Here is a 23,382-nt window from a genome sequence, read left to right on the forward strand (position 1 = left end):
CGTTCGAAGGAACTATCGGGGCACGCCGGATGCCGCGTCGCGGGCGGCAAGCGCGCGACGGATGACATCGGGGGTAGCAGGCGCCTCGCGGATCCGCACGCCAATCGCATCATGGATGGCATTGAGGATGGCGGCCGCCGTGGGCACCAATGCCGGCTCGCCAATGCCTTTTGCCCCGTAGGGGCCGATGGCCGTGGGCGCCTCGATGAAGATCGACTGGACCTCGGGCATGTCGTGCACCGTGGGAATCAGGTAATCGTGCAGATTGTTGTGACGGCCCGGGTGGTATTTCTCCATCAACGCCATGCCGACGCCCTGCGCCACCGCCCCCTCGACCTGCCCTTCGAGCAGCGTCGGGTTGACCATGCGGCCCACGTCATGCGCCGCCACCACTTTCAGCACGCGGACGCGTCCGCTCTCGCAGTCCACCACCACTTCCGCCATCTGGGCGCCGAACGCATAGGTCGCGTAGGGACTGCCTTGCCCGGCGGCATCTAGAGAAGTGATGGGCGGATCGAAACGCTCTTCCGCCGCGACGACATAGCCGTGGGCGTCGACCGGGAGCGTCCGAAGATCCAGGGCATGATCGTCGATGGCGATGCCGCTCGCACTGACCCGGATCTTCGCATCGGCCGCCGCGCCTGCCAGCGCCAGCAGCCGGTGGCGCAAGGCCGTACCGGCAAGATAGGCTGCGCGGCCCGTGATGAAGGTCTGGCGCGACGCCGAGGTGCGGCCGCAATCCGGTGTGAGATGCGTGTCGGGCCCGATGAACTGTAGTTGGTCGACCGGAACACCGAGCGCGTCGGCGGCGATCTGGGGAATGACCGTGTTCGCGCCCTGCCCCGCGTCCACCGCGCCCTGATGCAGGACCACCGTGCCGTCCGGCCGGACACCGAAGCGCACCGTGGAAGGATTCGGCAACGCCGTGTTGCCGCAGCCATAGAAGAACGCGGCGATGCCGACGCCATGGCGAATATGGCTGGGCGAGGCTGCGTTCAGGCTGGCGATGCGGCTCCGTGCCGCCTGCCATGCCGGACGCAGCGCGTCGAGGCATTCGACCAGCCCCACGCTGTGGTCGAGCACCTGCCCGGTCGGCAACGAGTCGCCGGGCCGCAGGGCGTTCTTCGCCCGAAACTCCAGCGGATCGATGCCCGCCGCGAGCGCAAGTTCGTCGATCAGTTGCTCCTGCGACATCATCGTCTGCGGCACGCCGAAGCCACGGAACGCCCCGGCGGGGGTGATGTGGGTATGGATGGCACGCGTGTGCGCACGGTAGTGCGGCAGGACGTACGGGCCGCCAGCGTGCACCGGCACCCGATTGGCCACAGCGGTGCCCCAGGAGGCAAAGGCACCGGTATTGAAATCGCCCTCGAACTCCACCGCGCACAACCGGCCATCGGCATCGGCGGCCATGGTAGACGTCATGCGGCCCGGGTGGCGCTTGGTCGAGGTGCCCATCGATTCTTCGCGCGAGAACACCATGGCCACGGGCCTGTCGAGGTGCCACGCCGCGATGGCGAGCAGCGGCTGGACCGTCATGTCCAGCTTGCCGCCGAAGCCTCCGCCGACGGCCGTGGCCACCACGCGCACCCGCTCGGGCGGCACGCCAAGGATACGGGCCAGATCGCCGCGATGCGGGTGCGGCGCCTGGGTGGACGAGTGAATCTCGATCATGTCGCCGACGCGCCGCGCCCAGCCCGCCTCCGGCTCGAGGTAGGCGTGCTCGACGAAACTCGAGTTGAACGTGGCGCTCACCACGTGACGGGCGTCCTGAATCGCGCGCCCGGTGTCGCCGCGGCGTACGTGCCCTTCGATCAGCACATTACCCGGACGGTTGGCATGGAGCTGCGGGCTGCCTTCGCTTACGGCTTCTGCGGGGGTCAGAACCGGCGCGAGGGGCTCCCACGCCACGGGAAAGCGCGCCAGGGACAGGGCCTCGATCGCCTCGCGCTCGCCGACGACCAGCGCTACCGCTTCGAGATAGTGCCGCGTCTCCGCTTCCGGCAGGACAGGCTGATCGGCGTACGGGGTGGCCACACCATGCAGATTGATCCCGGGGACATCGGCATGGGTCAGGATGCGATGCACACCGGGATGCGCATCGACGAACGCGTTCAGGTCGCCGAATGCGAAGCGCGCACGGTGATGGGGGCTGCGGACCGCGCGCACGACCAGACTGTTGGCCGGGTAAGCGTCGCCGCCGAAGCGCTGGCTCCCATCGACCTTCTCCGGCCCATCCAGCCGAGTCAGGGGCACGCCCACGGCGGGGCCTTCGGATGGCGGGGGGGTGCAATGCCGCACCCCGCTGCCGCAACCGACTTCGGTCACGGCGTCCACGATCTTCTGGTAGCCGGTGCACCGGCACAGCACGCCCTCGATGGCGGCACGGGCAGTTGCGCGATCGGTCACGCGGCCGGCGTCGATCGCCGTCGCCGACGCCATCAGCATGCCCGGCGTGCAGAAGCCGCATTGCACCGCCTGATGCGCGAGAAACGCCTGCTGGAGCCGCGCGCCACACTGCGTGCCTTCGGCCAGTCCCTCGACGGTCACGACGCGGCGACCCGCCACCTGCCCCACGGGGGTCAGGCAGGCATAGCGCGGCTCGCCATCCACCAGGACCGTGCAGCTTCCGCAGTCACCCTGGCGACAGCCGTCCTTCGTGCCGAATTGCCGCAGCCCGGTGCGCAGGTAGTCGAGAAGGCGCTGGGACTGGTCCGCTGGCAGCGGCAGGCGCTTGCCGTTCAGTTCGAAGCCCTCTTCTCCGGGCGGCGTCGGTGCTTCGCCGGCAGCGCCTGCGTTGGGAACGGAAAGGGAAATGTCATCCAGCAGATACGCCATGAGCGGCCTCCTCGATGCAATGGGTCAAGGCGCGCATGATGGCGAGCCGTGCGAGATGGGTGCGATGGGCGGCAGTCGCGCGGCAGTCTTCTATCGGAGACAGGGCTGCAAGCGAGGCGCCGTCGATGATGTCGCGCAGTGCTTCCGGCCGCTGCGCCAGCAATGACGCCTCCAGTGCCGGCATCCGCAGCGCGACCGCCGAGGCGCCGCCGACAGCAACGGCGGCGTCCTCCACTGTGTTCACTGCGGACATGCGCAGCCGCACGGCGGCTGATACCACGGCGAGGGCCGAGCCGTCACGATTTGTGCATTTGACGAACGCCGTGCGGTCCGCGTCGGCCGGCAGCGGAAACAGGATGGCGACGAGCAGTTCATCGGCCTTCAGGGCGACCTGACGGGCGCCCAGGAGAAATTCGTGCAGCGGCAGCCGCCGCACGCCCCGGACACTCGCCAGTTCGACCTGCGCATCAAGCGACAGCAAGGGCGGCACGCCATCCGCAATCGGCGACGCGTGGCACAGGTTGCCACCGACGGTGCCCTGGACGCGAATCTGCAGCGAGCCAACGGCCGCCGCCGCGTCCCGGAGCGCCACCGGCAGCCACGTGGTCAGTGCGACGGATTCCCAGGCGCTGGCGGCGCCGATCCGCACCCAGCCATCGCTCCGCTCGATGCGGCGCAAGGCGTCGATGCGGCTGATGTCCACCCATTCCGACCGGGCCGGCACGAGCGCCAGATCGGCGAAGGCATCGGTTCCGCCGCAGACCACACGCCGCCGCGGATCATCCGCAAGCGTTGCGAGCGCTTCCTCGACGGTGTGGGCACGGAAATAGTTCATGGCTATGGGGCGGAAGGCGGCATTGCCGGGGCGGGGGCATCCGCGCGGACGGCGCGCAACACACTATCTATCACAAATTCTTCCCAATGGCGCACCGCTTCCGGGGTATCCAGTTCCTCGCCAAGGAACACCGACAAGGTGTAGCGGTTCGACGTATAAAAATAGGCCGCCGATGCGATCAGGAGGAACACATCGCGTGCATTCAGGTCCGGGCGGAACAGACCCCGCTCGGCGCCACTCGCCAGTATCCGGGCCACGATCTGCACCGCATGCGCCGAATATTCGCCCCGGCGCTCCAGCTTGGACACATGCCGGCCCTTGTGCTGGTTCTCCGTGTTGAGCAGATTGACGAACTCGGGATTGCGCCGGTAGTAGTCCAGCTTGAACCGGATCAGGATCTCGAGCGCCTCCACCGGCCTCGCCGGATCCGGCGCCACCTTGGCTTCGGCCTCGTCCATTCGCCGGTAGATGTCTTCCAGCACCGCGACGAACAGCCCCTCCTTGCTCCCGTAGTAGTAATAGATCATCCGGTCATAAGACTTCGCCAGGCTGGAGATCTTTTCCACGCTGCCGCCTTCGTAGCCGTATCGAGCGAAGACCTTGGTCGCCGCGCGAAGAATCTTGTCGCGGGTGGCTTGCGCCGTCGCTTCCCGAATGCCGGTTCCGCGCACAGCCTTTTTTCCTGCTGGGGTCATATCACTCCTATGGTGGCGGCATGCCGATCCGCCGCACCAACATTCTCCGACCAGAACTCGTACTGCAATTTTCATACAGTGAGTGCTACATGAGTGAATGATCATACATGGCCCTAAAAGCAGTTGCAAGTTAGCGACGAAATACCGTTGTAGTTCAACAGCTTAGAATCAATAGTCACCTCGGTTAGGCGAGCTGGAATCTACACCTCATCAGATTTCCATCTGTCATTGTCAACGCCGATGTGCTAACGTTGGTTAATGGAGCGTTCACTACATGAAGTGAACGGATCCAGGTTGAACGGGGTCCACGACAGGTGGGCGAGAGGCAAGAAGAATGAACAACGAACTCGACAATTCCCGGCGCACCGCGCCGGCCTGGAAACCGGCCTCCGAGAGGAGCGCCGCCGAAACCGCGCCAGCAATCGATGGCCCCCCATCGTCATGGCTACCCGACCTTGACATGCACACGCTACGGCGGGCCTCCCGGACCCTGGCCACGGAGGTCATGCCGGCCAGGCGCCTGGGCACCCTGCTCCATGCCGCCATGCAAAGCACGGAGGCCACGTGGGGCTTTATCGCGGTCGTGCACGCAGACAGCTGGGAGACCGTAGCCAGCGCCACGGCATCGGACGCCCAGGCCTTTTGTACCGAGCCCCTGCCTATGGCCGACCTGCCGCTGTCCATCCTGTCGACAGCCATCCGCATGCAGAGCGGACTGGCGCTCCACGATGCCTGCGCCGCGCATCATTGGGGGGTCGACGACTATGTCCGACGTTGCGCGCCCCGCTCCGTAGTCTGCGTGCCGATGCGGTGCGATGGCGCGGCGGTCGGCGCCTTGTATCTGGAACACCGGCACGCGGCAGGCGCCTTTACCCCGGCAAAGATCGCCGTGGTCGAGATCATTGCCTTGCAGGCCAGCTTCGCCCTGGAAAACGCGCGCCTTCATGACGCGCTTTCGGTGCAGGGCGCGCGGCTGAGCAGTACCGAGGAAAAAATGCGCGATACGCTCTCGGAACTGGCGCGTGCCAGCCAGCTCAGGGCGCTCGGGGAGATGGTGGCGTCGATCGTGCACGAAGTTGCGCAGCCCGTCTCGGCCCTCGACTCCTCTGCCCGGGCCGGCCTGAGATGGCTCGATCGCAGCACCCCGAACATCGATGCCGCCCGCGAAATGCTCGCGCACATCTCCGCCTGCGCCATGCGCGCCCGCACCATCATCAGCGGCCTGCGCGCGCAGGCGCGCCAGGTCGAGCCGACCTTCACCGCCTTCGACCTCGGCGAGGCCGTTCGAGAGGCGGCAGAGATCGTCGCCTGCACGCTCGATGCCATGAACGTGCATTTGCGCCTCGATGCATTCCCGCCTTCGACGCAGGTACGCGGCGAACGTGTGCAATTGCAACAGGCCATCATCAGCCTGCTGATCAACGGCGCGGAATCCATGCATGGGCAGCCGGCTGGCGAAAGACTGCTGGTGCTGGCATGCAGCCCCTCGCAAGACGTGCTGCGCATTGACATCGACGACGGCGGCGAAGGTTTCCATCCGCAACTGGCGGACCGCATCTTCGAGCCGCTGTTCACCACAAAGCCGAACGGCATGGGCATGGGCCTGACCATTTGCAAGGCCATCGTGGACGCGCATCAAGGTCAACTGGACCTGACCCCGCGTCCGGAAGGCGGCACGCGCGCCACCATCACGCTGCCGCGCCTGCCTGCCCTCTGGAGCGCGATGCAATAGGCACGTTCACGGCACCAGGAGCAGCTTGCCGGTGGTCGCCCGCCCTTCCATTTCGGCATGGGCTTGCGCGGCGGCCGCCAGCGGATAAACACCGCCGATGGTCGTGCGCAACTTGCCGTCGAGGACCCACCGGAAGAGCTGCGCCGCGTGCGCCCGAAGGCGTTCCGGCGTACGCACATGATGGGCGAAGACCGCGTAGCCAAGCTTGACGCTCTTCGGCAGGCTCATGATGTCGATGAGACCGGGGCCACCCAGGACCGGCCCGAACCAGCAGAACGTCCCTGCAACCCGGAGCGAATCCATTGACCCTTGAAAGGTCGCGGGACCGGAGCCGTCATAGACGACGTGCACGCCCTCGCCGCCGGACAGGCGCACGGCCTCTTCGGCAAATTGGCCAGCCTTGTCCACGATGACGTGGTCCGCTCCGGCATTCCGCGCGATCACCGCCTTGCTCTCCGACGATACGCGGCCAATCACCCGGCCGCCCCGGAGCTTGATGATCTGCGTCAGCAGCAGCCCAACGCCACCGGCCGCCGCGTGTACGAGCGCGACGTCGCCAGGTTGCACGGGATAGAACTCGGTCGCGAAGTGGCTGGCGGTCAGCCCCGCCATCATGATGGAGGCAGCAGTCCGATCGTCGATGCCATCGGGCACGGGCACCAGGGAGGTTGCCGGGACCACGGCCATCTCGGCATAGCTGCCGGGCGCGTAAGCCCAGGCCACGCGCTGACCGAGCTGGATGTCATCGACGCCTTCACCGGTGGCCACCACCCGTCCGGCACCTTCGACGCCCAGCGCCTTCGGGTAAGGCATTTCCGTCCAGAACTCCCCCCGCCGGACGCCAATGTCCATGAAATTCACGCCCGAAGCGGCAATCTCGACCAGTACCTCCCCTTTTCCAGGCACCGGGATGGGCGCCTCGACCACATCGATCACGTCCGGGCTATTCAGCATTACGACTTTCATTTGTCATCCTTTCTTGAACGTTCGTTCCAAAATAGAGAAAAAAAACAGCTCACCGCAGCGCTTTCAGCGTGAGCTTTCCAAAGGTGCGCAATTCCGCCTCGCCGGCTCCAGCACGGGCAGCGAGCCGAATGGCAGCGAAATTCGCCTGCAGGAATCCGGCGATGTGATGCGGATCGAGATCCGCTGCAATATCGCCATCAACCTGTGCTTCCTTGATTCTGGCGGTAAAGGCCTTGGCCAGGACGTTCGCGGCATCATGACGAATCTGGGTCAGGTCCGCGCGCTCGGTACCAAACTCGCTGATCGAACTGACGCCCAGACACGGCTCGCCGGCGTGGATTACCACCCGTTCGACCATCCGCTGGATGCCCTCGAAAGCCTTGGCATTGCTGTATAGCGTGGCAATGTGCGCCTGCGTTTCCGCCCCGGCATAGCGCTCCACCGCGGAACAATACAGTTGCCATTTATCGTTGAACGTGGCGTAGAGGCTCTGCCGCCCGATTTTCATGGCGGCGGTCAGCATCTCGGTGGACGTACCCGCGAAGCCATGCTCCCCGAACACGCCTATTGCCGCGTCGAGGACTTCGTCCTTGTTGAATTCTCTTGGTCTGGCCATGGGTGAAATCTAGGCGTTCTGGAACGATAAGTCAAGAATTCCGGCCATTTCGATTGTGAGGGCATCCGGCGGGGCGCGGCGCAACTGGCATATTGCTGGCTTCGACGCGTGCAGACAACGCCAGACCACCCGGAGACCCGCATGGATGCCACCCGCCCGACCGATGACTCCCAGACCGCGCTATGGAATGGCACGGCCGGCAATGCCTGGGTCGATGCCCAGGCGATCCTCGACCAGTTGTTCCACCCGTTCGAAGACCTGCTGGCCCGGACCACCGCCGAGCATCAGGCGCGCGCCGTCCTGGACGTGGGATGCGGCACCGGCGGCACTACCGTGGCCGTGGCCCGGGCGGCCGGCCATGCGACCGGGATCGATATCTCCGCCCCGATGATCACCGCCGCCCAGGCCCGCGCCGCCCGCGAGCAGGTGCCGGCGCAGTTCATCCTCGCCGATGCCCAGACGCACGCCTTCGCCCCGGCCAGCTTCGACCTGATCGTGTCCCGCTTCGGCGTGATGTTCTTCGACGACCCGGTGCGCGCCTTCGCCAACCTGCGCCAAGCCCTCCGCCCCAACGGGCTGCTGCGCGTCATCGCCTGGCGCAGCGCCGGCGAAAACCCCTTCATGACCACCGCCGAACAGGCCGCCGCCCCGCTGCTGCCCGAACTGCCCCCGCGCCAACCCAACGCCCCCGGTCAGTTCGCCTTCGCCAACGCCGCCCGCGTCGAACAAATCCTAAAAGACAGTGGCTGGCACGACATCGACCTCCAGCCCATCGACGTCACCTGCACCTTCGCCGAAAAAGACCTGCTCACCTACATCACCCGCCTCGGCCCCCTGGGCCGCATCCTCCCCAACCTCGACGAAACCCGGCAGAAAGCCATCATCGACGTAGTACGCCCGGCGTTCGACCCGTACGTGCACGGCGAGACAGTCAGGCTGGATGTGGCGTGCTGGATGATTGGGGCGGAGGGGTGAGGTTTGTCGGGTGTCATTGGCCGCTATCGCGCAATTGAATAGGATGGCCGGCTTGATATGACATCGCTTTTGAGAGGCACTCCGACATCATGCGCGCAATAAGATTCGTCGCCCTATGGCTGGCACTTGGTTCAATGCCGGTTTACGCGGCGCCCGCTGCCACGGTCAACGAGCGGACCTTGCGCGAAGCGTGCGGAGCGTATTCGCAGGCTGGCATGCGCGAATGCCTTGTGGCGAAAGTCGACGAAAGTCGGAAAGCATTGAAGGCTGCCGAGGCGGAGGCCAGTGGCCGACTTGCCGGATGGGATGAAGACCCCAAATACGTCAATTTCGCAAAAGTGCGATTGGCTGCCAGCACGAAAGCCTTTGCCACCTATCGCAAGGATCAGTGCTCGCTTGCCGCAGCGCTGGGCGGCGGCGCGATTGGCAACGCGTTGGAAATCTGGCGGTTGGCCTGTGAGGCCGAGCTTAACCACTGGCGCGCCGACCAGCTTCAGCGGGCCACGGTCGACCTGCCTTTGAAGTAAATGTGATGGCCCCCCTGCGCCACCACCTAAGCCGCCACCACCGCCTTCGACTCCTGCACCTCCCCATCCCCCAGGATCTCCCGGGCGCTGGCCGGGCGGCGGTACAGGTAGCCTTGGGCGCAGTCGACGCCGACTTCGGCCAGCAAGGCGTGCTGTGCTTCTGATTCGATGCCTTCCGCGATGACCACCAGCCGGAAGTGGTGGGCCATTGCCACGATGCTGCGCAGCAGGGCCCGGCCGTCCGGGGAGACGTCCTGGGTGAATTGCCGATCGATCTTCAGGTAGTCGAACGGGAAGTTGCGGATCATGTCGAGGTTGTTGTTGCGCGTGCCGAAGTCGTCCACGGCCAGGCGGATGCCGGCGTGGTGCAGGCGGTCGAACGCCTCCATGGCCGCGCCGTGGTCGGCCAGCAGGTGGCGCTCGGTGATTTCCATCACCAGCCCGGAGCCGTCCGGCATCGATGCCTGCAATGCCGCCAGTTCCGCCGCGAAGCCCTTGCGCCGCAGGTTCAGCGGCGCCACGTTCACGGCCACATGGAGCGCGCGCGTCGGGCGGTAGCGGTTCATGTCGTCCACGGCCTGATGCAGGACGAAGCGCGTGATGTCGTCGATCACCGCCGTCGATTCCACCGTTTCGATGAACGACGAGGGCGGGATCATGCCCCAGCGCGGGTGGCGCCAGCGCAGGAAGGCTTCCACGCCGATGGTCTCGCGCGTGCGGACCGCCACGATCGGCTGGTAGGCCAGATGGAACTCGCCACGCCGCAGGCCCTGCCGCACGGCCTGGAGCAGCAGCCGCTTCGGCGCGGCCACGGCCAGGAAGCCGGCCACGGCCAGCAGCCCGAGCAGCAGCCCGATGGCGCCGATGAACAGGGCGTAGCGGTGCAACAGCTCGGAGGAGAACGCCGGGGATGCCGCCACCGCCACGGTGAGGGGATAGGCGGTGGAGCGGGCTAGCGTGCTGCGTGGGATGGCGGTGGGCGCGTCGCGGTAGGTGCCGTCCTGGTCCATCGTGGCCTCGCCGACGCTCAGGGCGATGGTGCCGGCGCCGAATTCCTTGCCGTGCGCCAGGGTGTCCACGAGGTAGGTGCCGTCGATCAGGAAAATCGCGCCCTGCGAGGGCTCGGTGGCGCTGGGCAGGTACAGCACCAGCGCGGGCGCCTGTTCGCGGAACGGCGTGCGGCCGACCAGCACGATGCGCTGCTGTCGCGCGGCGGCCTTGTTATCGCCGAAATACCAGCTCAGCGGCACCTTGATCTCGCCGCGCGCCGACGAGCAATAGATCACGTCATTGGCCACCACGGCCGCCGCGCGCGCATAGGGGATGTAGCTTTCGCGCTCGCGCAGCGGGCGGCCGATCTCTGCGCAGGGCCGGCCGGCCAGCGGCGCCACGTGCAGGGCGCCCTCGCGCTCGACGGTGGCGATGATGCGCTCGATGGCGGCCACCACGTCCTGGGCGACGATCGACTCGCGGCGATCCACCAGTTGCTGGGCATACTGCTGCCCCACCCACAGCGCACTCGCCGTGGTCACGGCGCACACCACCAACGACACCAGCCACGTGACGGGCGAGAAAGACCATCCCTCGAAGCGGTCGCGCCATGCCATGCCCAAGACTTCCCCTCCGCCAACCTGGACTGTCCGCTGATTGTGGGCCGGCCTGCCGTTTCAATGCTGTCCGACAAGCGCCTACATGCGCGTCGCTGTGGCGTTTAGTCCACTGGCTCGAGCCTGCGGTACTGGTTGTAATGCCGGATGGCGCGACGCGGGTCGCCGAGGGCCTCGTGCAGCCGCGCGGCGTTGTAATGCGCATCGGCGAAATCAGGGGCCAGTTCGATGCACGCGTGGTAGCTCTCCAGCGCCTCGCGCGGCGCGCCGGCGTCTTCCAGCGCCACGCCGAGGTTGAAGTGCAGCAACGGCTGCGCGGGCAATGCCGCGAGCGCGGCCCGGTAGCTGGCCACGGCATCGGCATGGCGGCCCTGCTCGCTCAGCAGGCAGCCCAGGTTCAGCCAGGCGTCGAGGTAGTCCGGCGCCGCCGCTACGGCCTGACGATAGGCCGCTTCGGCGCCGGGGGCGTCGTCATGCTGCTCGCTGGCCACGGCGCGTTCGAACCAGCCGGTGGGATCGGTGTCGCCGACCGAGGGGGACGGCGCTGCCGGTGCGCGCGCGTGTCGCAGATCGACGATATTGCCCGATGGGTGCGGCGGTCTGCCGGCCGCGTCCAGGTCGAGCACGAACTGGCCGGTGTCCACGTGCCAGCGGCCCTGGCGGTCTTGCACGGTCACGTCGCCGCCCACGGCGGACAGGCGCAGGCCGGTAGGCGGCCGCCCCTCGCCCAGCCCTTGCAGCCGTTTCAGGGAGCGCGTGATATGGCGCGTGGGAATACGCGAATCGCGCAGCGACTGGGCCGTGCGCAGCAGCACCACATCCTGGAACGTGAACCGATAGGCCTGGCGCGCGCCGCGCCGGGGGGCGATCACGCCAGCGGCGATCAGCGCCGTCACCACGGTGCGCGAAATGCCCAGAACGCCCTGGACATCGCGCATGGAGTAGTCATCCATCAATACGCATCCGTCATCGCGCTAGCCCTGCTTGCGAGCGCGTTTTGGCTCGGCGGCGGTCTTGGCCGGCGCCGCAGCGGCACGGCGGGCGGTCTTGCGTGGCGCGGTTTCGGCAGCGGGGGCGGCAACCTTCCCCGCACTCTTGGCCGCCGCCGGCTGGCGCTTGTTCGCGCCGATGCTCTTGCGCAGGGCCTCCATCAGGTCGATGACCTCGCCGCCGGACGGCGCCGGGGCCTCGGCCGCCACGGTGATCTTCTTGCCGGAGATCTTCTTGTCGATCTGCTCGAGGATGCGTTGCTTCTCCTCGTCGGTATAGGCCGAGGCGTCATAGCCCTTCACCGAGTTTTGCTCGATCAACTGCTGCGCCAGCGCCAGTTCGGCGGGCTGCACGTCGGTCTCCTCGACGTGCAGGTCGGCCATGTCGCGTACTTCGTCGGCATAAAGCAGTTGCTGGAGGATCAGGCCATCGTCGCCGACGCGGATCTGCACCATGTACTGCTTGCCCTTCCAAGACCACTTGGCCAGCGCGCAGGTCTTGGTCTTGCGCATGGCCTCGGCCAGCAGGTTGTACGGCTTGGCGCCGCGCTTGTCCGGGCCCAGGTAGTAAGGCTTGTCATAGTAGATCGGGTCGATGGCGCCGGCGGGCATGAACGAGACGATGTCGATGGTCTGCTGCGCGGCCTCTTCCAGCGCGGAAAGCTCCTCGGGCGTGAACGTGACGTAGCGGTCTTTCTCGAACTCGTAGCCCTTGACCATCTCGGCGCGCTCCACCACCACGTCTTCCTTCAGGCAGATGTACTGCTGGCGCAGGCGCGAGCCGCAGCCCTTGTGCAGCAGGTTGAAGCTGATGCCGGACTTGCTCTCGGTGGCCGAGAACACTTTCACGGGAATCGACACCAGCCCAAAGCTGATGGATAGCGAGGCGATGGAACGTGCGGCCATGGCGCAGCCCTCCTGGAGACTCCTGTCGTTCCGTCGAGTCTAGTCAACGCGGGGCCCTGCCCGCCAGCGGGCGCGTGCCGCATGTTCGTGACGGGTCACCTCCCACAGCAAAAATGTCGATCATGGCTCACATCGATCAATCGTCGGCGGCCCGGCGCGCACGATGCTGGCGCCGGTACGCGCCCGGGGCGATGCCGAAATGCTGGGCGAACACGCGGCCGAACGCGGCCTGCGAGGCGTAGCCGCACTGCTCGCCCACGGCGGCGGCGGAGAGCCCGTCCTGCCGCAGCAGCCGGGCGGCGCGATCCATGCGCAGCGTGGTCACCAGTTCCAGCGGGGTCATGCCGCCGAGTTGGCTGAAGCGCCGCGCCAGGGTCGCGCGCGAGACGTTGCACAGCGCGGCCAGGCTATCGACGGTCCACGGCTGTTCGGGCGCCCGCACCACCGCCTCCACCACGCGCGCCATGCGGGCGTCCGCCATCAGCGCGATCAGCCCGCGCGACACCCCGCCCCGATCGATCAAGGCCCGCAGCAGCACCGTGAACAGCGCCGTGGACAGGTCCGCCACAATCGCCGCCCCACCCGGCCGTGGCCGGTCCGCCTCGGCATGCATCATGCCGATCAGCCCGCGCAGCCAGCTCGCATTCCCGTTGAGGTTGGGATCGTCGGTGCCGATGCACAGCACCTCCGGCAGCGTGCGCAGCAGCACATCGGCCGAACTGCCCAGCACGAAGGTGCCGCACAGGATGTCCAGCGGCGCGGCGGCGCCGGGCACGGTGACTTCGGTGACCACCCCGTTGAAATGGCGCGACGCCGCCACGGCGCGCGAGCCGGCCTGCAGGCCGATCAGCGTGTGGGCGGCGCCATGCGGGAACAGCAGCACGTCGCCGGCGGTGGCGCGCAGGCGGCCATCGCCCACGGCAATCTCGATCTCACCTTCGAGGATCACGTGATACGGCACGTGCCCCGGCGCGGCCTGGGCGTTGAAGGTCGACCAGACCCCCGCCACGCGGCAATGCAGGTCCACGGTGCCCGATGGCGCGAGCAGGCGTACGAGTTCGCTGAGACTATCCATTGAGACGATTGAGCAAATAGTTGAGTGAATTCTAGTCCATTCGGATCGTCGACGCCCCTACTATGGAGTCCAAGGAAGCGCCACGCAGCACGGTGTCTCCGCAGCAAGGAACCCAGAACTCTCACCCATCGCATCAGCAAGGAGTTGCAATCATGACCACCCGTCTCCATACCGCCCCCGTCCAGCAAGCCACCGGCCAGACCGCCGAACTGTTCGGCGCCATCCGCAAGGGCCTCGGCAAGGTGCCGAATATGTACGCCACCATCGGCAGCAACGCGCCGGCCGTGCTGGCGCAGACGCTGCAGGTCGGCGAAGTCGTCAAGGGAAGTTCACTCTCTGCGCGTGAACGGGAAGCGATCAACCTGTCCGTGAGCGAGCACAGCGGTTGTGACTACTGCGTGGCCGCCCACACGATGATCGCCAAGCTGGCTGGCTATACCGCTGAGGAAACGCGCCAATTGCGCCAGGGCAGCTATCCGCAGGACGCCCGGACCGACGCGCTGGTGCGCTTCGCCCTCGAACTGGTGGGCACGCGCGGCACGTTGCCGGCCGCGAGCGTGGAGGCAGTGCGCGCCGCCGGCTTCAACGACACGCAGATCGTGGAGGCGGTGCACGCGGTCGGCGCCATCCTCTTCACCAATATGATCAATCGCCTGAACGACACCACACTGGACTTCCCGGCCGTGTAAGGATCAGGGCGGATGGGCGGTGCGTGGTCAGCCACTCAGCGCCACGCGCTGCCCATCTGGATATAGAAGGCGTTCTGGTCCCGGCTGTGGGCGATGTCGATCCCCATCGAAATCCCCAGCTTCCGCGCGATGACATAGCGGAAGCCGGTGCCCACGCTGACCACGGTGCTGGCGTCCGAGAAGTCGTTCCAGCGTCCGTAGGCCTTGCCCACCCCGCTGAAGGCGAGCACCGACCAGCGCGGCGTGACGTCCCAACGCAACTCCACCTCGGAAACCACGGCGTTGCGGTCCTGGTAGCGGCCTACCTGTACGCCGCGCAGGTCGACATAGGGCTGTGCATAAAACGGCACATCACCCGTCGAGAACTTGGTGTCGGCGCGCAGCCCCAGGATCAGCGTGCGGGCGATGGGCAGCCAGGTGAAACCCCGGGCGTTATACATATTGAAGTCCTGCGAACTGCCGAGCGCCCCGCGCGCGAACTGGGCCTCGAATTCGGCATAAATCCCCTTGCCCGGGAAGAAAATATTGTCGCGGGAGTCATAATCGACCACGAGTGCACCCTTTCCGATGCGCTGTTCGCTGGTCACTCCCCCCACTTCCGGGGCGTTGCCGCCGAATTTGAACGTGGCCGTGGAATCGAAATAGGTATAGCGCGGTCCGACATACCAGTGCGAATCGGCCACGCGGAATAGCACCTGCTGCACCAGAAAAACCCCGTCCAGCGAATAGTGACGCGGCTGGTTCGACAAGCCGAAATACTCCAGATTCGCGCTCACCTTGGCGATCGCGCCGAGGTAGCGGATGCGGTCGCCCCGCCAGGTATGGAAATGCGCGAGCCCGGCCGCCCAGGTGCCATTTTCGGTATAGGCGCCGCCGATGCCGGTGATATTGGGTGGCGCAGGGCCCTCGCCGCTGGCGTGGGCCTCGGCGGCCCGGTCGGCCAGCGATTGCGAGAAGAACAGCAGCCCGAGCCCGAAGCCATAGCCGACGGCCGGCTCCGTGATGATGGTCGGCACGGGCAGCGCGCCCTTGTGGTGGAGCAGGAAATCGCTCATGTCGAGCATGCCGTCCTCGGGGTCGAAGAACGACAGCGGCGGTTTTTCCGACTTGCCTGGCGGGGCGGCTGGTGGCTGTGCCTGCGAAGGGACCAGCGCGTCCGGCACCGGTTGGGCATGGCCGACCGATGCGGCGGCCGCAATCAGGCCCGCCATCGAGGCCCGGGCGAAAGGATGCATGGTGGCTCTCATCGATGAGCTGGCGTGCTAAATGGGGCGACGCCCTGCGGCGAATGTAACGTAGCCTGCGCCTCCATGACCGGATCGCCGATATGAACGTTCTTGCGCGCGTGTTTAGTTTTCTTTTCCAGGCGCCCTGCGCGAGTGTCGATGCCGTACCTTGCAACTTACCCGCTTGGGTCATCCATCATTATCTCGATGGAAATCGTGCCACCCGGATGGGTGATTATCTAGGGGATTATTCTTGGGCGGCAATTTAGATACCAGCGGCATTTACATCAAATCACAATAAAATTGAATTCACATTTTTTACAAGATTTGCCAGACTAGCTGCGGACATGGCATGAGGCACATGTCCCGGCGCGCACCGCGTATGCGCGCACGCCACCGAAGGCAAAGAACAGACGGCCGTATCAGCCGCGCTCACGCGCTGGCGAGCCGTCGCGCGGCTTGATCGATTGGATGCAAGAGGGGGTAAGCGCAGTGAACCACTACACCAAAGACAACTTCCAGCTCACACAGAGCATCGGCTTCCATCTCAACAAGGCGCGCAACAGCCTGCTGCTGGAGATGGATTCGGCCCTGCGTCCGCTGGACATCAATGGCCAGCAGATGGGCATCCTGCTGTCGCTGAACCGCGGCATGGCGACCACGCCGTTCGAGATCAGCAAGCTGCTCGGCATCGACAGCGGACTGATGACGCGCATGCTCGACAAGCTGGAGGAAAAGCGGCTGCTGGAGCGCAGCCGGAGCATCGACGACCGGCGCGTGGTCAATCTGATCCTGACCGAGAAAGGCAAGGCCGTCGCCACGCAGATCCCCGATATCGCGCCCGAGGTGCTGAACCATCACCTGAAGGGCTTCAGCGAGCAGGAATTCGAGGAATTCCGCCGGCTGCTCCAGAAGTTCGTCACCGGCAACTGACCGGAGCCGCCCGCCTCCCGCTCCTGCCCCGCTAGGCTGCGGGGCGAGACAGGCTGTCCACGGCGCGCCACGCGGTATCCACCGCGCCCGTCACCGATGCACTGCCGGCGCTGTCCGCGCCGGCAATCCGCACATTGCCGACCCCTCGCCCCGCCTGTTCCAGCGCGGCCTGCAGCGAGGCGTCGTCGGGCGCCAGCCCGCCCGGCATATAGCTGTAGCCATGCGCCCAGCGGTTCAGCGTAATCCCACGTATCTGTTTCGATGAAGCGAAGCCGCCCGGGGCCAGCATGCGGTCCAGTTGGGCGCGGATTTCGCGCTCGAGGGCGTCGAAGGGCGTGCCCAGCAGGAAGGCGCGACCGGCGCGGAAGCGCTCGCGCGCGCTCATGCCGCTGTCCGGCACCGTGGGCACGTAGAGCATGTGAAGCACCGCCGGATTGGCCGGATCGGCCGCAGCACCAGCCGGCGCCTCCAGCCACAGGTCCGAGTACGCCATGGTCGGCGCATGAATGCGCCACGCCTTGAGGGTCTCGAAGGCGCGCCAGTCGTCCAGCGCCACCTTCGTATACACCAGCGGCGCCTTCACGCACGCGCGCAGCGTGGCCTTGGCCGGCGCCGGCAGCGTCGGCAGGATGAACGGCACCATCATGTTGTAGCCGGCCACCACCACGTGCTGCGCCTCCACGCGTTGCAGGTTGCCTTGCCAGCCATAGGTCACGCGCGTGATGCGCACATCGGGTTCGATGGCCACCGCCGTACTGTTCAGGCGCACGCGCACCGGACTGCCGTCGCGGTCCAGCCGGGCATAGTCGAAGCGGGCATCGGCCAGCCCCGCGCCACCACGCGATGCCGGGGACACGCCCGGCACCAGCGCCTGGATCAGCGCCCGGGCCAGCGTGGCGTTGCCATCGGCAAACCAGAGCCGCGAGGCTGGCGACTTGCCGAGGCGCGGATCGAGCACCGGCTTGGGCATGCCCGCCCCCGCCGGCAGACCGATGGCGATAGCCTGCGCCACCGAGATGCCGTCCGCGTCGAGCGCATAGGCATCGTGGCTGCGGCTGCGCAGGAAACGCACGGCCGGCAGGCCAAGCCCCGCTTTCTCGCGCAAGAAGATCGCATAGCGCGTCCGCTGGAGGTAGGCCGTGCGATCGGTCCCACTCATCTCGGCGAGGTAATCCACCCCGCCCTGCGCCAGCCGCAGCAGCGCCTGCCGGTCTGCCGGGGGCAGTGGCGCGGCATCGAGAAAATGGGCGATGCCGTCGGCGGGCGGCTGGCTGGCGGCGTTCCGGGCATCGATCCCGTCTGCGAACGGATCGCCCGCGAGCCACTGGTCGCGGCCGAAGTGCTCGGCGTCGAAGAACACCGCGCGGCCCATCCCCCGGCGCTGATAAGCGTCGCCCGGGCCGGGTGCCGGCGCGGTGCGGATGTCGATGCCCACCCCGGCCAGCATCGTGCGCATGGCCGCGCTGTCGGTGGCGGATGGCGGCATCTCGGCGCTGCCGCCATAGCTCACCAGCGTCTTGCCGCGCACCGTGAATTCGTTGCGCTTGGCGTGGCCGCCGAAGTCGTCGTGATTGTCGAGGATCAGGATGCGCCGGTCCGCGCCGAACTTCTGGCGATAGAACCAGGCCGTCGCCAGCCCGCTGATGCCACCGCCCACTACCACGAGGTCATACGACTCGCGCGCCAGCACGGTCGGGTACGTGGTGCCTTCGCGCGCCAGCCCGTGGGCCAGCGTAAACGTGCCGGCATGGTTGCCGCGCAGCCCGGTGAGCGATGGCGGGTAGCCGGCCGCCGTGGCCTGTGCACGCACCAAGCCCGCCGGGGCGATACCGGCCGCGATGGTCAGCGCGGCGCCATTGAGGAAGTCTCTGCGAGTGATCGTCATGGCGTCAGCGCGATGGGGGCCGTGCGGGTTCGGGCGTGGGCGTGCCGAGTTCGCGCCGGCGGGCGGCCACGGCGGCCTCCGTCACGGGCGCGGCACGGTTGCCCCAGCTGCCGCGGATGAACGTGAGCAGGTTGGCCAGCTCCTGGTCTTCCATGGTCCAGCCATAGCCGGGCATGTGGTAATCGGTGGGCGCGGTGCTCACGCGCGCGGTGACGGCGCCTTCGAGCAGCAGGTTGATCAGCGACGCCGGGTCTGGATCGGCCACGGTCGGGTTGCCCGCCAGCGGCGGAAACACCCGCGCGAAGCCACGTCCGCTGGCGTTGTGGCAGGGCATGCAGAACGTGGCGAACTGGCGCGCACCGGCCGCATCGAATCGACCCTGCTCCAGCAGCGTGGTCACGGTGGGGTCGTAGCGGAATGGCTGGGTCTCGCCGCGCGTGCCGGGCAGTGACTTCAGATAGGTGGCCACGGCGTCCAGGTCGCCCGGCGCCATATGCTGCGTGGACGCGGCGATCACCGTGGACATCGGCCCGAACGAGGTGGCGTGGGCATTGCGGCCGGTGCGCAGGTACTCGGCCACGTCCGCCTTCGTCCACGCGCCGAGGCCCGTGATCTGGTCGCCCGTCAGGTTGGTGGCCGACCATCCTTCGACGGACGCGCCAGCCAGGAAATGCCGGCTGCGCTCGTCCAGGCCCTTCTCCCCATACAGCCGCCCGCGCGGCGTATGGCAGGCGCCGCAGTGCGCCACGGCCTGCACCACGTAGGCGCCCCGGTTCCAGGCGGCGCCCTTGGAGGCATCGGTACGCACGGGGTCATCGCGCAAATTCAGCCAGTTCCAGGGCACCAGCAGCCAGCGCATGTTGTACGGCCAGCGCATCTCGGCGTCCGGGTTGGACTGGCTGACCGGCCTGACCTCGGCACGCAGGTAGGCGTAGAGCGCCGCCACGTCGTCACGTGTCATGCGCGCATAGGACGTGTACGGCATGGCCGGATAGAGGTGCTTGCCGTCACGCGCCACGCCGCGGCGAACGGCGCGGTCGAAATCATCGAGCGAATACTCGCCGAGGCCCGTGGCGGCGTCAGGCGTGATGTTGGTCGAATAGACCGTGCCGGCGCCGGTGCGCAGCGGCAGACCGCCGGCCATGGGCGCCCCGCCCTCCTTGGTATGGCAAGCGGCGCAGTTAGCGATGCCGGCCAGGTAGCGGCCGCGTGCGATCTGCTCCGGGGACGGCGCGCTCGCCGGCGCCGCTGCCCGCGCGGGCAGCGCGGTCAGTACGCTCATCACGGTCAAGGCCGCAAGCGCGGCGAGGGCGGCCGGCAACCACCTTCCGAAACATCGCATGGGGCGCATCCTGTAATCGGACTGCATGGGGACGGATTGGACCCGACATCTTGCGGCCTGAGCCCGAAACGGAACAGAATCAGCCGCATGACTTTTTACCGTATCAGATTTGCGCCGATTCCCAAAGCATGAAACGTTATGAAGCGTTGGCCGAGACACTGGCCGCCGACATCCGCAACGGCACGCTGCCGCCCGGCACGCGCCTGCCCTCCATCCGCAAGACCGTGGCCCAGTATGGCGTGAGCCCGTCCACGGCCTTCCAGGCCTACTACCGGCTCGAGGAGCGCGGGCTGGTGCGGGCGCGCGAGCGATCCGGCTACTACGTGGCGGGCGCGGCCACCCGCGTGCTGCCGGCGCCCCGGGCGCACGCGCCGCAGAAGGTGTCGACCGAGGTCGATGTCTCCCGGCTGGTCTTCTCCGTGCTCGACGGCGCGCGCGAGCGCGATCTGGTGCAGTTCGGCTCCGCCTTTCCCTCGCCCGAGCTGTTCCCGTGGGAGCGGCTGGGCAAGGCGCTGGCGCGCGCCGGCCGCGAACTCGATCCGTGGAACAGCGTGGACGACCTGCCGCCGGGCAATGCCGCGCTGCGGCAGCAGATCGGCCTGCGCTACCTCGGCACCGGCGCGCCGCAGCCGGTGGACGACATCATCGTCACCAACGGCGCGCTCGACGCCCTGAACCTCTGCCTGATGGCCGTGACCGAGCCGGGCGATGTGGTGGCCATTGAATCGCCGGGGTTCTACGCCGCGCTCCAGGCGCTGGAGCGGCTCCGGCTCAAGGCGGTGGAAATTCCGGTCGATCCCGTCGATGGCCTCGATCTGGACGCACTGGAGGCCGCGCTCGGGCGCCATCGCATCAAGGCGTGCTGGTTCATGACCCAGTTCCAGAACCCGATGGGCGCCAGCATGGCCGAGGACCGCAAGCGCGCGCTGGTGGCCCTGCTCGCGCGCCACGGCGTGCCGCTGATCGAGGACGATGTCTATGGCGAGTTGTACTTCGGCAACCGCTGCCCGCTGCCGGCCAAGGCGTTCGACACCGAAGGGCTCGTGATGCACTGCAGTTCGTTCTCGAAGACGCTGGCGCCGGGTTTCCGCATCGGCTGGGTGGCGCCCGGGCGCTACGGCGAAGCCATCCGCCATCTGAAGCTGATGACTACGCTCTCCGCCGGCGTGCCCACGCAGCTGGCGTTGGCCGAATACCTGCGCCATGGCAGCTACGACAAGCATCTGCGCCGGCTGCGCCATGTGCTGGAAATGCAGCAGGGGCAGATGATCGACGCCATTGGCCGGTATTTCCCCGACGATGTACGCGTATCGCGGCCTGACGGCGGTTATTTCCTGTGGGTGGAGTTGGGCGAAGGCTTCGACGCGCTGGCGCTGCATCAGGCGGCCCGGGCGGCGGGTATCGGCATTGCGCCGGGGCCGGTGTTCTCGGCGCGGCAGGGCTTTCGCCATTGCATCCGGATCAACTACGGGCACGCCTGGAACGAGACGGCCGAGGCTGCGGTGAAGACACTGGGCACACTGGCGAAAGCCGGCCGATAGCCGACGAAGCCCGACGATTCAGGCGCGGCGACGCCAGGCCCAGTAGGCTTCCACCAGCCCGAAGCCGCCTTGCATAACGAGGGCCAGCACCGCCGCCGGCACGGCGCCGGCCAGCAGCAGCGTGGAATCGTTGAGCGCCAGACCGGTGGCGATCCGCTCGCCGTAGCCGCCGGCCCCGACGAAGGCGGCGATGGTCGCCGTGCCCACGCTGATGATGGCGGCCGTCTTCACACCGGCCAGGATGATCGGCATCGCCAGCGGCAACTCCACATAGCGCAGCACCTGCCCGGTCCGGAAGCCCAGCGCGCGCGCCGCATCCCGCATGCCCGGCGCGATTTGTTGCAATCCAGTACAGGTGTTTCTGACAATGGGCAGCAGCGCGTAGAGGAACAGCGCAACCATGGCCGGCCAGACGCCGATCTGGCCCAGCAGCGGGATCAGCATGGCCAGCAGGGCCAGCGAGGGAATCGTCTGCAAGACGCTCACCACGGCCAACACCGCCTGCCCGAGCCGGCGCCGGCGCGCCGCGACAATCCCGAGCGGCACGCCCAGCAGCGTGGCCGCCCCTACTGCGCCGCCGACGAGCGACAGATGCCGCACGGTCAGCCGCCAGGTATCGGCGCTCCAGAGCACCCCGCCGAGGCCATCGCGCCGGTCGCCCTTCTTTTCCCCCGTCGACGCGCCCCCCGCCCCGCCCACGAACCGCCGCGCGATGGCCCCGAAGGACTCGCCATCGATCTCGGCCGCCGCATTCATGTCGATCATGTCCGTCACGCTGATCCGGCCGGCCAGTCCCTGCAACGCCTGCCATGCGGCCGGATGCCGGCGCGGCGCGTCGAGCCGATAGACGATCACGGCTTCGTAAGGTGGAAAGACATGCCGGTCGTCCTCCAGCACGCGCAGGTGGAATTTGCGGATCTTGGCGTCGGTGGAATAGATGTCGGTGGCGTCGATCTGCCCCTCGGCCAGCGCCTCGTAGGCAATGCCATGGTCGATGCCGACCGGCCGCTGCGTCAGGCCATAGCGCTGCGCCAGCATCGGCCAGCCATCGGCCCGGCCCAGGAACTCGTGCGACAGGCCAAGCCGCAGCCGGGGCTGGCCGGCGAGGTCGGACAGCTTGCGCAGATTGCCCGCGCGGGCGTCGGCCACCGCAATCGCATAGGTATTCTCGAAGCCCAGCGGGATGCCCGCGCCAAGGCCCATCGGCGCCAGCGCCGCGTTGATCTGGGCCAGCGTGGCGCCCGGCGGCAGCTTCAGGATCTCGCCGGCCAGCGTGCCGGTGTAGTCGGGATAGAGGTCGATGCTGCCCGCCTTGAGCGCCTCGAAGACGATGGCGGTGTTGCCCAGGCCCGGCAGATGGCGCGCCTCGCTGTGCGCAGCGGCGGCAGTCTGGGTCAGGATTTCACCGAGGATGTACGACTCGGTGAAGCGCTTGGAGCCAACGCGCAGCGGCTCGGCCTGGGCAGGGCGGGCGCACAGCAGGGCCGCCATGAGCGCCATCCACGCCACGAGCAGCGGGAATGCGGTGGGAAAACGCTGGGTCGAGGCAGGCAAGCCGGGGCTCCGCGTGGGGATGTCCCGACATCATAACGGCAGTGGATCAGGAAGTTGGGCCAGCCTGGCTGGCGGATTGGCCGGGGGATTGGTCGCCGGAGGGCTGGCGTGCAACATGCACGGCCAGCCAGATCGTCGGCTGGGCGGCGTCGGTCCAGGCCACGCGGTGGCGGCAATGGGCCGGCAGGTGCAGCCAGTCGCCGGCGCCCAGCGTGTGCGTGGCGCCGGCCTCGATCTCCACCGCGCCGCTGCCGCTGACCACGACCACCCATTCGTCCTCGGGGTTGTCGTACCAGAAGCCGGGCGGGCTGGCCTGCCCGTTGGAGACGATCCGCTCGATCCGCACATCTCCGGCACCCGGCCATTGGGTCAGCGCGGTAAACACCTCGCCCGGCGCGTTCGCCGGCACGTCTTGCAGCAGGTTGCCGTGGATCGGTGTCATCGCTGGTTT

20 protein-coding genes are annotated in these 23,382 nt (G+C 67.3%); 6 read left to right on the forward strand and 14 right to left on the reverse strand.

Translation table 11 applies throughout. The features are described from left to right. Positions 1-12: 12 nt before the first annotated feature. The 3 genes from AC1DFU_RS16170 to AC1DFU_RS16180 are packed head-to-tail and all read right to left on the reverse strand — an operon-like array spanning position 13 to position 4,368. Positions 13-2,838 (reverse strand): molybdopterin-dependent oxidoreductase, encoded by a 2,826-nt coding sequence (locus tag AC1DFU_RS16170; RefSeq protein ID WP_092297823.1) that lies wholly within the window; start codon positions 2,836-2,838, stop codon positions 13-15. Further along, positions 2,819-3,673, reverse strand: a complete 855-nt coding sequence (locus AC1DFU_RS16175) for an FAD binding domain-containing protein (RefSeq protein ID WP_092297820.1) — start codon at positions 3,671-3,673, stop codon at positions 2,819-2,821. The genes AC1DFU_RS16170 and AC1DFU_RS16175 overlap by 20 nt, the downstream gene beginning before the upstream one ends. 2 nt (positions 3,674-3,675) lie before the next feature. Beyond that, positions 3,676-4,368, reverse strand: a complete 693-nt coding sequence (locus AC1DFU_RS16180) for a TetR/AcrR family transcriptional regulator (protein WP_092297817.1) — start codon at positions 4,366-4,368, stop codon at positions 3,676-3,678. Positions 4,369-4,702: 334 nt separating this feature from the next. On the opposite strand from AC1DFU_RS16180, the gene AC1DFU_RS16185 reads away from it, so the two are divergent. Then, positions 4,703-6,100, forward strand: a complete 1,398-nt coding sequence (locus tag AC1DFU_RS16185; protein ID WP_441590865.1) for a GAF domain-containing sensor histidine kinase — start codon at positions 4,703-4,705, stop codon at positions 6,098-6,100. A 6-nt stretch (positions 6,101-6,106) separates the two neighbouring features. Here AC1DFU_RS16185 and AC1DFU_RS16190 read toward each other — a convergent pair whose 3' ends face one another. Further along, on the reverse strand, positions 6,107-7,066 hold the full coding sequence (locus tag AC1DFU_RS16190; protein WP_441590863.1) for a quinone oxidoreductase family protein: 960 nt from the start codon (positions 7,064-7,066) through the stop codon (positions 6,107-6,109). Positions 7,067-7,115: 49 nt separating this feature from the next. Then, positions 7,116-7,682 carry a TetR/AcrR family transcriptional regulator gene (locus AC1DFU_RS16195; protein WP_092297808.1) on the reverse strand — a complete coding sequence of 189 codons (567 nt, stop codon included), beginning with the start codon at positions 7,680-7,682 and terminating at the stop codon, positions 7,116-7,118. A 141-nt stretch (positions 7,683-7,823) separates the two neighbouring features. Here AC1DFU_RS16195 and AC1DFU_RS16200 point away from each other — a divergent pair, with 141 nt between their 5' ends. Further along, a complete protein-coding gene (locus tag AC1DFU_RS16200) occupies positions 7,824-8,657 on the forward strand; it encodes a class I SAM-dependent methyltransferase (RefSeq protein WP_092297805.1) in 834 nt (277 codons plus the stop codon). A gap of 134 nt (positions 8,658-8,791) precedes the next feature. Beyond that, positions 8,792-9,184 (forward strand): lysozyme inhibitor LprI family protein, encoded by a 393-nt coding sequence (locus AC1DFU_RS16205; protein ID WP_441590861.1) that lies wholly within the window; start codon positions 8,792-8,794, stop codon positions 9,182-9,184. Between the two features lie 26 nt (positions 9,185-9,210). Here the strand turns inward: AC1DFU_RS16205 and AC1DFU_RS16210 are convergent, their stop codons facing one another. The 4 genes from AC1DFU_RS16210 to AC1DFU_RS16225 form a co-directional block, all read right to left on the reverse strand. Beyond that, the gene (locus AC1DFU_RS16210; protein WP_441590860.1) at positions 9,211-10,791 is read right to left on the reverse strand and encodes an EAL domain-containing protein; all 1,581 of its coding nucleotides are present in this window, start codon (positions 10,789-10,791) and stop codon (positions 9,211-9,213) included. A 104-nt stretch (positions 10,792-10,895) separates the two neighbouring features. Continuing rightward, entirely contained in the window at positions 10,896-11,744 is an 849-nt protein-coding gene (locus AC1DFU_RS16215; RefSeq protein WP_092297796.1) for a tetratricopeptide repeat protein, read from the reverse strand. A 21-nt stretch (positions 11,745-11,765) separates the two neighbouring features. Further along, positions 11,766-12,686, reverse strand: a complete 921-nt coding sequence (gene ku / locus AC1DFU_RS16220) for a non-homologous end joining protein Ku (protein WP_092297794.1) — start codon at positions 12,684-12,686, stop codon at positions 11,766-11,768. A gap of 136 nt (positions 12,687-12,822) precedes the next feature. After that, on the reverse strand, positions 12,823-13,761 hold the full coding sequence (locus AC1DFU_RS16225) for an AraC family transcriptional regulator (protein WP_441590857.1): 939 nt from the start codon (positions 13,759-13,761) through the stop codon (positions 12,823-12,825). A gap of 152 nt (positions 13,762-13,913) precedes the next feature. Between AC1DFU_RS16225 and AC1DFU_RS16230 the strand changes: the two genes are divergently transcribed. After that, complete coding sequence (locus AC1DFU_RS16230; protein ID WP_441590855.1) at positions 13,914-14,450, forward strand: carboxymuconolactone decarboxylase family protein; 537 nt, start codon at positions 13,914-13,916, stop codon at positions 14,448-14,450. A 35-nt stretch (positions 14,451-14,485) separates the two neighbouring features. Here the strand turns inward: AC1DFU_RS16230 and AC1DFU_RS16235 are convergent, their stop codons facing one another. Continuing rightward, complete coding sequence (locus AC1DFU_RS16235) at positions 14,486-15,685, reverse strand: BamA/TamA family outer membrane protein (RefSeq protein WP_441590853.1); 1,200 nt, start codon at positions 15,683-15,685, stop codon at positions 14,486-14,488. Between the two features lie 483 nt (positions 15,686-16,168). On the opposite strand from AC1DFU_RS16235, the gene AC1DFU_RS16240 reads away from it, so the two are divergent. Then, complete coding sequence (locus AC1DFU_RS16240) at positions 16,169-16,609, forward strand: MarR family winged helix-turn-helix transcriptional regulator (protein ID WP_441590852.1); 441 nt, start codon at positions 16,169-16,171, stop codon at positions 16,607-16,609. A gap of 31 nt (positions 16,610-16,640) precedes the next feature. On the opposite strand, the gene AC1DFU_RS16245 is transcribed toward AC1DFU_RS16240, so the two are convergent. After that, the gene (locus tag AC1DFU_RS16245; protein WP_441590850.1) at positions 16,641-18,494 is read right to left on the reverse strand and encodes a flavin monoamine oxidase family protein; all 1,854 of its coding nucleotides are present in this window, start codon (positions 18,492-18,494) and stop codon (positions 16,641-16,643) included. Between the two features lie 4 nt (positions 18,495-18,498). Next, positions 18,499-19,776, reverse strand: a complete 1,278-nt coding sequence (locus AC1DFU_RS16250; protein ID WP_441590848.1) for a cytochrome c — start codon at positions 19,774-19,776, stop codon at positions 18,499-18,501. 188 nt (positions 19,777-19,964) lie between these two features. Here AC1DFU_RS16250 and AC1DFU_RS16255 point away from each other — a divergent pair, with 188 nt between their 5' ends. Continuing rightward, positions 19,965-21,377 carry an aminotransferase-like domain-containing protein gene (locus AC1DFU_RS16255; RefSeq protein ID WP_441590846.1) on the forward strand — a complete coding sequence of 471 codons (1,413 nt, stop codon included), beginning with the start codon at positions 19,965-19,967 and terminating at the stop codon, positions 21,375-21,377. 18 nt (positions 21,378-21,395) lie between these two features. On the opposite strand, the gene AC1DFU_RS16260 is transcribed toward AC1DFU_RS16255, so the two are convergent. Together AC1DFU_RS16260 and AC1DFU_RS16265 are read right to left on the reverse strand one after the other, a co-directional pair. Further along, entirely contained in the window at positions 21,396-22,877 is a 1,482-nt protein-coding gene (locus AC1DFU_RS16260; RefSeq protein WP_441591166.1) for an ABC transporter permease/substrate-binding protein, read from the reverse strand. Positions 22,878-22,977: 100 nt separating this feature from the next. After that, positions 22,978-23,373: a cupin domain-containing protein gene (locus AC1DFU_RS16265; protein ID WP_441590844.1), complete on the reverse strand. Its 396-nt coding sequence runs from the start codon at positions 23,371-23,373 to the stop codon at positions 22,978-22,980. Between the last annotated feature and the right edge of the window lie 9 nt (positions 23,374-23,382).

Source organism: Cupriavidus sp. 10L45 (assembly GCF_056395225.1).